The sequence below is a fragment of the Ottowia pentelensis genome (assembly GCF_964341695.1).
On record NZ_OZ224513.1, the window covers coordinates 3272351 to 3282497 of the forward strand.

A 10147-nucleotide genomic window follows, 5' to 3' on the forward strand; every position below is an offset into this window, starting at 1 on the left:
GTCACCCGGCCAGCCGGCCCTTCACGAAGGCGGCGATCTCGCCCGCCGGCACGCGCGTGGCGGCCGTGTCGCGCCGGTGCTGGTATTCGACCTGGCCGTCCTTCAGGCCCTTGTCGCCGATGGTCACGCGATGCGGCACGCCGATCAGCTCCCAGTCGGCGAACATGGCGCCGGGGCGCTCGCCACGGTCGTCCAGGATCACGTCCACGCCCGCGGCCAGCAGCTCGGCGTACAGGCTTTCGGCGGCGCTCTTCACCGCCTCGCTGCGGTCCATGCCGACCGGGCAGATCACCACCGTGAAGGGCGCGATGGCGTCGGGCCAGATGATGCCGCGCTCGTCGTGGTTCTGCTCGATGGCGGCGGCCGGCAGGCGCGTGACGCCGATGCCGTAGCAGCCCATCTCGAAGGGCTTGGGCTTGCCGTCTTCGTCGAGGAAGCTGGCGTTCATCGCGCGGCTGTACTTGGTGCCCAGGTAGAACACGTGGCCGATCTCGATGCCGCGCTCGATGGCGAGCTGCCCCTGGCCGTCGGGCGAGGCGTCGCCCGCCACCACGTTGCGCAGGTCGGCCACCACGTCGGGCTCGGGCAGGTCGCGCCCCCAGTTGACGCCGGTAAAGTGAAAGTCCTTGTCGTTGGCGCCGCACACCCAGTCGGCCATCACGGCGACCTCGCGGTCGACGATGATCTTGAGCGGCTTCTTCAAGCCGATGGGGCCCAGGTAGCCGGGCGGCGTGCCGAAGTGCTCCAGGATTTCGGGCACGGTGGCAAAGCGAAAGCCCACGTCAAGGCCCGGCACCTTGCCGGCCTTGACTTCGTTCAGGTCGTGGTCGCCGCGCAGCAGCAGCAGCCAGATCTGGGTCCTGGCCACCGCGCCGGCCGCGTCCAGCTCGTCGGTGGCCAGCACCAGCGACTTGACGGTGCGCGCCAGCGGCAGGCCCAGCAGCTCGGCCACGTCGGCGCAGGTGCTCTTGCCGGGCGTGGGCGTCTTGGCCAAGGCCTCGCCGGCGGCGGGCCGCGGGCCGGCGGGCGCGGCGGCCTCGGCCTTTTCCATGTTGGCGGCGTAGGCGCTGCCGGTGGAATAGACGATGGCGTCCTCGCCCGTGGCGGCGATGACCTGGAACTCCTCGCTCAGGTCGCCCCCGATGGCGCCCGAGTCGGCCGCCACCGCGCGGTAGCTGAGGCCGAAGCGGTCGAAGATGGCGCGGTAGGCCGCGGCCATCACCTGGTAACTGCGCTTGGCGCCGGCCTCGTCGCGGTCGAAGCTGTAGGCGTCCTTCATGATGAACTCGCGCCCGCGCATCAGGCCGAAGCGCGGGCGGCGCTCGTCGCGAAACTTGGTCTGGATCTGGTAGAGATTCTTGGGCAGCTGCTTGTAGCTCTTGAACTCCTGGCGCGCGATGTCGGTGACGGCCTCTTCGCTGGTGGGCTGCACCACGTAGTCGCGCTCATGGCGGTCCTTCAGGCGCAGCAGCTCGGGCCCCATTTTCTCGAAGCGTCCGCTCTCGGACCACAGCTCGGCCGGCTGGATCACGGGCATGGTGCATTCGATGGCGCCGGCGCGGTTCATCTCCTCGCGCACGATGGCCTCGACCTTGCGGATCACGCGCAGGCCCATGGGCATGTAGGTGTAGATGCCGGCCGCCAGACGCTTGATCATGCCGGCACGCATCATCAGCTGGTGGCTGACCACTTCGGCATCGGCCGGCGCTTGCCGCAGGGTGGAAATCAGGAACTGGGAGGCTTTCATGGACGCGGGGTGCCGACACGGCACGGCACAGGGGGTTTGTGCCCACTTGCCCCGCGTATCACGCCGTGCATAATGGTCACAACTTATTGAATTTGGGGTTTGATTATGCTTGACCGGGAAGGCTTTCGCCCGAACGTCGGCATCGTCTTGCTCAACCAGAGAAATCAGGTATTTTGGGGCAAGCGCATCCGCACCCACTCCTGGCAGTTTCCACAAGGCGGCATCGATCGGGGCGAATCTCCCGAGCAGGCCATGTTCCGGGAACTGCACGAGGAAGTGGGTCTGCTGCCGGAGCATGTGCGCATCGTGGCCCGAACCCGTGACTGGTTGCGCTATGAGGTGCCAGACCGGTTCATCCGCCGCGACGCGCGCGGCCATTACAAAGGCCAAAAGCAGATCTGGTATCTGCTGCAACTGGTGGCGCAGGACTGGCAGCTCAACCTGCGCGCCACCAACCACCCCGAGTTCGACGCCTGGCGCTGGAACGACTACTGGGTGCCGCTGGACGTGGTGGTCGAGTTCAAGCGCGGCGTCTACGAGCTGGCGCTGACCGAGCTGGCGCGCTTTCTGCCGCGCCCCGAGCAGCGCAACCGCTACCTGCGCGGCGGCGTGCGCATGCGCGAGCGCGGCGACGGCACGGCGGTGCCGGCGCCGATCACCCACAGCGGGCCCGACACGGCGCCGGGCGGCATCGAGCTGCCCCCGGGCGCCAGCCTGAGCGGCGGCCTGCGCTCGCCCCTGTTCCCGCGGAGCGGCTCATGACCCGCGCCGGCACCCTGGCGCGGCGGCTGACCGGCGCCGCGCTGCTGGCGCTGGCCGTGGCCGCCGGCGCGCAAAACGCCGAGTTCGACCGCGCCGACTGGAAGGAAGACGCGCCCCCGCCGCCGCCCAGCTACAGCCTGAGCCACCTGATCGAGATCGAGATGCCGCGCGGCTCGACGGTGAAGCTGGGGGTCGACCCGGCCACCATCAGCCTCAACCTCGAGACCGGCATCGTTCGCTACGTGGTGGTGGCGCGCGGCACCTCGGCCGTCAACGCCACCTACGAGGGCATTCGCTGCGCCACCGCCGAATACCGCGTCTACGCCCGCCAGGTGCAGGGCGGCGCCTGGACGCCCAGCACCGAAAGCGAGTGGAAGCCCATGCTGGGCCAAAGCAACGTGGTGGTGCGCCACCCCCTGCAGCTGGCGCGCGGCGGCATGTGCAACGGCACGACCGTGCCGCAGTCGGTGACCGAGATCGTGCGCGCGCTGAAGACCGGCAACGAGGTGCTGTACTACTGATCGGCCGCGGCCGGCGTCTGGGTCAGCACCAGGTTGTCGCGGTGCACCATCTCCGGCCCGCCGCTGTAGCCCAGCAATTTGGCGATGTCCCGGGACGGCCGCCGGCACAGCAGGCGCGCCTCGGCGCTGGCGTAGTTGGCCAGGCCGCGCGCCAGTTCGCGCCCCGCGCCGTCGCGGATGGCGATCACGTCACCGCGCGAGAAATCACCCTCCACCTGGGTCATGCCGATGGGCAACAGGCTCTTGCCTTCGCGGCGCAGCTTGGCGGCCGCGCCCTCGTCCACCGTGATCGAGCCGCGCAGCTGCAGGTGGTCGGCGATCCACTGCTTGCGCGCCTGCGTCTTGTGCGTGGGCGCCACCAGCAGGGTGCCGATGTTCTCGCCCGCGGCCAGGCGCAGCAGCGCGTCGGGCTCGCGCCCCCAGGCGATGACGGTGGACGCACCCGAGCCCGCCGCGCGCCGCGCCGCGACGATCTTGGTCAGCATGCCGCCCTTGCCGATGCTCGACCCCGCGCCGCCGGCCATGCGCTCAAGCGCCGGATCGCCCGCGCGCGCCTGGTGCACGAACTCGGCCTCGGGATGGCTGCGCGGGTCGGCCGTGTACAAGCCCTTCTGGTCGGTCAGGATCACCAGCAGGTCGGCCTCGATCAGGTTGGCCACCAGCGCGCCCAGGGTGTCGTTGTCGCCCACCTTGATCTCGTCGGTGACCACGGTGTCGTTCTCGTTGATGACCGGCAGCACCTGGTGCCGCAGCAGCGTCATCAGGGTCGAGCGCGCGTTCAGGTAGCGCTCGCGGTCGGCCAGGTCGGCGTGCGTCAGCAGCACCTGAGCGCTGCGCAGGCCCTGCTCGCTCAGCTGGGTCTCGTACATCTGCGCCAGGCCCATCTGCCCGACGGCGGCGGCGGCCTGCAGCTCGCTCACCTCGTGCGGACGCTTGCTCCAGCCCAGGCGCTTCATGCCCTCGGCGATGGCGCCGCTGGAGACCATCACCAGCTCGCGCGGCGCCTGCCCGTCGGCGCCCCGCTCCAGCAGCGCCAGCTGGCGGCACCATTCGCCGATGGCGGCCGCGTCCAGCCCGCGGCCTTCGTTGGTCACCAGGCTGGAGCCCACCTTGACCACGATGCGGCGCGCCTGGCGCAGCACTTCAGCAGCAGATTCTTGAGTCATTTTGACCTGCAGCCGGCGCCAGTCAAGCGCAAGCAACTATTGTTTTGATAGTTTACGCCTGATCGGCAAAGCGCGGATCCACCGGCTCGTCGCCGGCCGCCGCGCGCTGCTCGGCGTGCACGTGCTGGTAGATGGCCTGCACCAGCGGCTCGCAGCCCTCGCGCGTCAGCGCCGAGATCTCGAACACCGGGCCCTTCCAGCGCAGGCGCCGCACGAAGTCCTTCACGCGCGCGGCGCGCTCCTCGGCCGGCACCATGTCCAGCTTGTTGAGCACCAGCCAGCGCGGCTTGGCGTGCAGCGCCGGGTCGTACTTCTTCAGCTCGGCCACGATGGCGCGCGCCTGCGCCACCGGGTCGACGCCTTCGTCAAACGGCGCAATATCCACGATGTGCAGCAGCAGGCGGGTGCGCTGCAGGTGGCGCAGGAACTGGTGGCCCAGGCCCGCGCCTTCGGACGCGCCCTCGATCAGGCCCGGAATGTCGGCCACGACGAAGCTTTGCTCGGGCCCGACGCGCACCACGCCCAGGTTGGGGTGCAGCGTGGTGAAGGGGTAGTCGGCGATCTTGGGCCGCGCGTTGCTGACGGCGGCGATGAAGGTGGACTTGCCCGCGTTGGGCATGCCCAGCAGGCCGACGTCGGCCAGCACCTTCAGCTCCAGCTTGAGGCTGCGGCGCACGCCCGGCCAGCCGGGCGTCTTCTGGCGCGGCGCGCGGTTGATGGCGCTCTTGAAGCGCAGGTTGCCGAAGCCGCCGTCGCCACCCTTGGCGATCATGATCTTCTCGCCGGCGGTCAGCAGCTCGAACAGCACCTCGCCCGTCTCGGCGTCGCTGATGATGGTGCCCACCGGCATCTTGAGCGTGATGTCATCGCCCGCGGCGCCGAACATGTCCGAGCCCATGCCGTGCTGGCCGCGCCCGGCCTCGTGGCGGCGCGCGTAGCGAAAGTCGATCAGCGTGTTGAGGTTGACGTCCGCCACCGCGAACACGTGGCCGCCGCGCCCGCCGTCGCCCCCGTTGGGGCCGCCGAACTCCTTGTACTTCTCGTGGCGAAACGACACGCAGCCGTTGCCACCATCGCCGGCGGCGATGTCGATGAAGGCTTCGTCGACGAATTTCATGATTCGGTGGAGTTTAGGTCAGCATCAAAAACGCCAAAGCCCCGCGGCGCGGGGCTTTGGCCAGGGCCGGAGCGCGAGCGCCTCAGGCCATCGGGGTGACGATCACCGTGTGCTTGTTCAGCGCGCCCTTGGTGGCAAAGGACACCTGGCCGTCGACCAGGGCGAACAGCGTGTGGTCCTTGCCCACGCCGACGTTGGTGCCGGCGTGAAACTTGGTGCCGCGCTGGCGCACGATGATGGCGCCGGCGCTGATCGCCTGGCCGCCGAACACCTTCACGCCCAGCATCTTCGGCTTGGAGTCGCGGCCGTTGCGGGTGGAGCCGCCGCCTTTTTTCTGTGCCATGTCGCTATCCTTCCTTATTTGCCGCCGTTGATGGCGCCGATTTCAAGCTCGGTGTAGTTCTGACGATGGCCCTGGCGCTTTTGGTAGTGCTTGCGACGGCGCATCTTGAAGATGCGCACCTTGTCGTGCCTGCCGTGCGACAGCACCTTGGCCACCACCGTGGCGCCGGACACCAGGGGCGCGCCCACCACCAGATCGCCGCCGCTGCCGACAGCCAAAACCTGATCGAGGGTGATTTCCTGGCCTACGTCCGCAGCAATCTGTTCTACTTTGATCTTCTCGCCAGCGGCAACGCGATACTGCTTGCCACCGGTTTTTATGACCGCGTACATATTGAAAACCCTTGTTGATTGAGTCTCGCCAGACGGATTTCCGGCGAACTGCGCATTATATAGGCACTGGCCGCCGCTGGCAAACCAAAGTCTTGTCCAACGAGGTATGAGCCTGAACGAGTTGCCGAGATTCCAACGAGATATGAGCCTGAATGGGCGATCTGGGTCGATCATTTTTCAGATGGTGATCGACATGGACGAATCCCGGCTGGGCAGCATTGCCCAATTGCAGGCGTTTCTCGAAGGCACGCTGGAGGTCAGCTTCAGCGCCTTCGCCGATGATCAAGAGCGCTATGCGCACATTGCCAGCGTGGTGCGCCGCTTGGGCTATACGCGTCTGTCCAGGCCCGACAAGGGCATCGTGCTGCGCTATCTGGCGCGCACCAGCGGCTACTCGCGCGCGCAACTGACGCGGCTGCTGGCGCGCGTGCTGGAAGGCCAGCCTCTGGCCAAGCGCTACCGCGTGCCAGCGCATGCCTTTGCCCGGCGCTACAGCCCCGCCGATGTGGCGCTGCTGGTGAGCGTTGATCGCGCCCATGGCTGCTTGTCGGGGCCGGCGACGGTGCACCTGCTGCGCCGCGCCTGGCATGTGCACGGTGATGCGCGCTTTGAACGCCTGGCGCAACTGTCGCCCTCGCACCTGTACAACCTGCGCAAGAGCGGCCCATACAAAGCCGCCCGGGTGTCCTTGACCAAAACCCGGCCCGTGCTCAATGCCATTGGCCAGCGACGCGCGCCCGACCCCGGCGGGCGAGTGGGCTTCATTCGCATCGACAGCGTCCATCAGGGCGATCTCGATCGCATCAAGGGGGTGTACTACGTCAATGCCGTCGATATCCTCACTCAGTGGGAGGTGGTGGCTTGCTGCGAGCGCATCAGCGAGGCGTTCTTGCTGCCGGTGTTGGAGCAGCTCATGGCTCAGTTTCCGTTTCCGATCCGCGGCTTTCATTCGGACAACGGCGGCGAGTTCGTCAATCGACAGGTGGCCGCCTTGCTGGGCAAGCTGCAGGCCGAGCAGACCAAGTCGCGCCCGCGCAAGAGCAATGACAACGCGTTGGCCGAGAGCAAGAACGCCGCCGTGGTGCGCAAGACGTTCGGCTACAGCCATATTCCGCAGCGCTTTGCCGGCCTGATCAACACGTTCTGCCAAGAGCATCTGAACACCTACGTCAACCTGCACCGCCCTTGCCTGTTTGCCAAGCAGGTGATGGATGCCAAGGGCAAAATTCGCAAGACCTACCCACCCGAGCTGGTGCAAACGCCGTTGGAGAAGCTCGCGAGCTTGCCGGACATTGACAAGCAGTTGCGCCGCGGCATCACTGTCCAGCTGCTGCAACAGCAGGCCGTGCAAGTGACTGACTTGCAGGCCGCTGAACAGCTCAATGCAGCGCGCATGGCGCTGTTTGCGACAATTGAAAAACGATCCAGACGCTTGGCCTGAACCCAACCTTCAATCCGGCTCGTTCAGGCTCATACCTGAATTGGAAAAGACTACCAAGCCCCGAGGCGCCGTGGGGAGCCCGCGCTCAAACCTATAATCCCCGGCGCCGCAGGCCGCCACGGCCTGCCCCTCTCGACTTACCCCCTGCCGTCCGTCTTGTCCGCCTCTTCCACCCCCTATCACCGCGCGCTCGAACTGGCCGCCGCCGACATGCGCGAGGTCGACGCCACCATCGCCCGGCGCCTGGACTCGGGCGTGCCGCTGGTGGGCGAGGTGGCGCGCTACATCATCGCCTCGGGCGGCAAGCGCCTGCGCCCGGTGCTGCTGCTGCTGACCTGCGGGGCGCTGGGCTGCGCCAGCGAGCAGCGCTTCAACCTGGCGGCGGTGGTCGAGTTCATCCACACCGCCACGCTGCTGCACGACGACGTGGTGGACGAGTCCACCCTGCGCCGCGGCAAGGCCACCGCCAACGAGGTGTTCGGCAATCCCGCCAGCGTGCTGGTGGGCGATTTTCTGTATTCGCGCGCCTTCCAGATGATGGTCGAGACCGGCAGCATGCGCGTGATGCAGATCCTGGCCGACGCCACCAACGTCATCGCCGAGGGCGAGGTGCTGCAGCTGATGAACATCCGCGACACCGCGCTGGACGAGGCGGCGTACCTGCGCGTCATCCGCTCCAAGACCGCCAAGCTGTTCGAGGCCAGCTGCCGCCTGGCCGCGGTGCTGGCGGGCAGCCCTGCCGCCATGGAAGAGTCCTGCGCCGAATATGGCCAGTCGCTGGGCACGGCGTTCCAGATCATCGATGACGTGCTCGACTACGAGGGCGACGCCGCCGAGCTGGGCAAGAACCTGGGCGACGACCTGCGCGAAGGCAAGGTCACCCTGCCGCTGATCGTGGCCATGCAGCGCGGCACGCCCGAGCAGGCCGCGCTGGTGCGCCACGCCATCGAGTCGGGCCGCACCGACGAATTGCCCGCCATCCTGCGCATCGTGCAGGGCTGCGGCGCGCTGGAGCAGGCCCGCGGCGTGGCGTCCGAGCAGGCCCGGCGCGCGGTCCAGGCCCTGCAGGGCTTCGCGCCCAATCCGTACACCGAGAGTTTGCTAGAATTGTCGGCTCAGCTGCTGCAGCGGCGCTCCTGACGGGGCTCGCAGGCACGGCCATCGGGGTGTAGCTTAGCCTGGTAGAGCGCTACGTTCGGGACGTAGAGGCCGGAGGTTCGAATCCTCTCACCCCGACCAGGTACCAATAAAAACCCAAGCGAGTCGATCGCTTGGGTTTTTTGTTGGGCGAGACTCACCCGTGCGCCAGGGTGGCCACGAATTCGCGCGTGCGCGGATCTTGTGCCGATTCGAAGAGGGCCCTGGATGGGCCGGCCTCCACCACCGCGCCATCCAGCAAAAACACCGTGTGGCCGGCCACCTGCGCGGCCAGGCGCAGGTCGTGCGTGGCCATCAGCATGGTCATGCCTTCGCGCGCCAGCTCGCTCAGCACGGCAACCACCTCGGCGGCCAGGCCGGGGTCCAGGGCGGAGGTGGGCTCGTCGCACAACAGCACGGCGGGCTCGATCGCCAGCGCGCGGGCAATCGCCACGCGCTGCTGCTGGCCGCCCGACAGGCTGGCGGGCCAGGCGTCGGCCTTGTCGCGCAGGCCCACCTTGTCCAGCAGGGCCAGCGCCCGCTCGCGCGCGCGCGCCTTGTCCCAGCGCTTGACGGTGACCAGGCCCTCCATCACGTTTTGCACCGCGCTCTGGTGCGCGAACAACTGGAAGTTCTGGAACACCATGCCGGTCTGCAGGCGGATGCGCCGCACGGCGTCGGGGCCGGGCCGCACGCCGGGGCTGAAGCGTATCGTCTCGGCGCCCAGGGTCAAGTTGCCGGCGTCGGGCACCTCCAGCAGGTTGACGCAGCGCAGCAGGGTGCTCTTGCCGCTGCCCGAGGGGCCGATCAGCGCCGTGACCTGGCCCGCCGCGATGTCGACGCTGACCGAGCGCAGCACCTCGTGGCCACCAAAGGACTTGCGGATGCCTTGCAGCGCGATCATCGCCGGCCCTCGGCAAACACCGCGTGGCGGCTGAAGTGGCGCTCCAGCCGCACCTGCAGCGAGGACAGCACCGAGCACAGCACCAGGTAGATCAGCGCCGCCTCCACGTACAGCACCAGCGGCTCGTAGGTGACCGAAGCGATGCGCTGCGCGGCCTGGAAAATCTCGGGCACGGTGATGACCGCGGCCAGCGAGGTGTCCTTGACCAGCGCGATGAAGGAATTGGCCAGCGGCGGCACGGCCACGCGCGCGGCCTGCGGCAGCACCGTGCGGCGCAGCGCCTGCGCGCGCGTCATGCCCAGCGAATAGGCGGCGTCCCATTGGCCGCTGGGAATGGCCTCGATGGCGCCGCGAATCACCTCGGCGTTGTAGGCGCCGATGTTGAGCGAAAAGCCGATCAGCGCCGCCGTGAGCGGGTCGAGCACGATGCCCACGCTGGGCAGGCCGTAGAAGATGACGAACAGCTGCACCAGCAGCGGCGTGCCGCGGATCAGCCAGATGTAAAAGCGCACCAGCGCCACCAAGGGCGGCGGGCCGAACAGCCGCGCCAAAGCGGCCGCAAAGGCCACCAGCAGACCGACCGCAAACGACAGCAGCGCCAGCGGCACCGTGAACTTGATCCCTCCGACCAGCAAGGGCCCGAGGGATTGCCACATCAGGAGCAGCCAGTCGGGCAC

The 10147-nt window shown here is 68.0% G+C and carries 11 protein-coding genes and 1 tRNA gene; 5 read left to right on the forward strand and 7 right to left on the reverse strand.

Going from position 1 to position 10147, the window contains the following annotated elements:
- Nucleotide 1: 1 nt before the first annotated feature.
- Nucleotides 2-1747: a proline--tRNA ligase gene (locus ACWHMB_RS15820; protein WP_377482366.1), complete on the reverse strand. Its 1746-nt coding sequence runs from the start codon at nt 1745-1747 to the stop codon at nt 2-4.
- A gap of 105 nt (nt 1748-1852) precedes the next feature.
- On the opposite strand from ACWHMB_RS15820, the gene ACWHMB_RS15825 reads away from it, so the two are divergent.
- Nucleotides 1853-2509: an RNA pyrophosphohydrolase gene (locus tag ACWHMB_RS15825; RefSeq protein WP_377482368.1), complete on the forward strand. Its 657-nt coding sequence runs from the start codon at nt 1853-1855 to the stop codon at nt 2507-2509.
- Entirely contained in the window at nt 2506-3030 is a 525-nt protein-coding gene (locus tag ACWHMB_RS15830) for a CNP1-like family protein (protein ID WP_377482370.1), read from the forward strand. Before ACWHMB_RS15825 ends, ACWHMB_RS15830 begins: the two co-directional genes overlap by 4 nt.
- On the opposite strand, the gene proB is transcribed toward ACWHMB_RS15830, so the two are convergent.
- From proB to rplU, 4 genes are all read right to left on the reverse strand, one after another.
- The gene (gene proB, locus ACWHMB_RS15835) at nt 3024-4196 is read right to left on the reverse strand and encodes a glutamate 5-kinase (protein WP_377482372.1); all 1173 of its coding nucleotides are present in this window, start codon (nt 4194-4196) and stop codon (nt 3024-3026) included. The genes ACWHMB_RS15830 and proB overlap by 7 nt on opposite strands.
- 52 nt (nt 4197-4248) lie before the next feature.
- Nucleotides 4249-5313 (reverse strand): Obg family GTPase CgtA, encoded by a 1065-nt coding sequence (gene cgtA / locus ACWHMB_RS15840; RefSeq protein ID WP_293222635.1) that lies wholly within the window; start codon nt 5311-5313, stop codon nt 4249-4251.
- A gap of 82 nt (nt 5314-5395) precedes the next feature.
- Nucleotides 5396-5656, reverse strand: a complete 261-nt coding sequence (gene rpmA, locus ACWHMB_RS15845) for a 50S ribosomal protein L27 (RefSeq protein ID WP_377482374.1) — start codon at nt 5654-5656, stop codon at nt 5396-5398.
- Between the two features lie 14 nt (nt 5657-5670).
- On the reverse strand, nt 5671-5988 hold the full coding sequence (rplU, locus tag ACWHMB_RS15850) for a 50S ribosomal protein L21 (protein WP_293222631.1): 318 nt from the start codon (nt 5986-5988) through the stop codon (nt 5671-5673).
- Nucleotides 5989-6130: 142 nt separating this feature from the next.
- On the opposite strand from rplU, the gene ACWHMB_RS15855 reads away from it, so the two are divergent.
- From ACWHMB_RS15855 to ACWHMB_RS15865, 3 genes are all read left to right on the forward strand, one after another.
- Entirely contained in the window at nt 6131-7429 is a 1299-nt protein-coding gene (locus ACWHMB_RS15855; protein WP_377542571.1) for an integrase, read from the forward strand.
- Between the two features lie 210 nt (nt 7430-7639).
- Nucleotides 7640-8569: a polyprenyl synthetase family protein gene (locus tag ACWHMB_RS15860; protein ID WP_377485066.1), complete on the forward strand. Its 930-nt coding sequence runs from the start codon at nt 7640-7642 to the stop codon at nt 8567-8569.
- A 22-nt stretch (nt 8570-8591) separates the two neighbouring features.
- Nucleotides 8592-8668, forward strand: a tRNA-Pro gene (locus tag ACWHMB_RS15865).
- 55 nt (nt 8669-8723) lie between these two features.
- Here ACWHMB_RS15865 and ACWHMB_RS15870 read toward each other — a convergent pair.
- Nucleotides 8724-9470, reverse strand: a complete 747-nt coding sequence (locus tag ACWHMB_RS15870; protein ID WP_377484847.1) for an amino acid ABC transporter ATP-binding protein — start codon at nt 9468-9470, stop codon at nt 8724-8726.
- Complete coding sequence (locus ACWHMB_RS15875) at nt 9467-10147, reverse strand: amino acid ABC transporter permease (RefSeq protein ID WP_377484849.1); 681 nt, start codon at nt 10145-10147, stop codon at nt 9467-9469. The genes ACWHMB_RS15870 and ACWHMB_RS15875 overlap by 4 nt, the downstream gene beginning before the upstream one ends.

Coding starts and splice junctions, on each gene's coding strand:
- ACWHMB_RS15825 (WP_377482368.1), top strand. CDS start 1,853: ATGCTTGACCGGGAAGGCTTTCGCCCGAACGTCGGCATCGTCTTGCTC.
- ACWHMB_RS15870 (WP_377484847.1), bottom strand. CDS start 9,470: ATGATCGCGCTGCAAGGCATCCGCAAGTCCTTTGGTGGCCACGAGGTG.
- ACWHMB_RS15830 (WP_377482370.1), top strand. CDS start 2,506: ATGACCCGCGCCGGCACCCTGGCGCGGCGGCTGACCGGCGCCGCGCTG.
- proB (WP_377482372.1), bottom strand. CDS start 4,196: ATGACTCAAGAATCTGCTGCTGAAGTGCTGCGCCAGGCGCGCCGCATC.
- cgtA (WP_293222635.1), bottom strand. CDS start 5,313: ATGAAATTCGTCGACGAAGCCTTCATCGACATCGCCGCCGGCGATGGT.
- rpmA (WP_377482374.1), bottom strand. CDS start 5,656: ATGGCACAGAAAAAAGGCGGCGGCTCCACCCGCAACGGCCGCGACTCC.
- ACWHMB_RS15855 (WP_377542571.1), top strand. CDS start 6,131: ATGAGCCTGAATGGGCGATCTGGGTCGATCATTTTTCAGATGGTGATC.
- ACWHMB_RS15820 (WP_377482366.1), bottom strand. CDS start 1,747: ATGAAAGCCTCCCAGTTCCTGATTTCCACCCTGCGGCAAGCGCCGGCC.
- rplU (WP_293222631.1), bottom strand. CDS start 5,988: ATGTACGCGGTCATAAAAACCGGTGGCAAGCAGTATCGCGTTGCCGCT.
- ACWHMB_RS15860 (WP_377485066.1), top strand. CDS start 7,640: ATGCGCGAGGTCGACGCCACCATCGCCCGGCGCCTGGACTCGGGCGTG.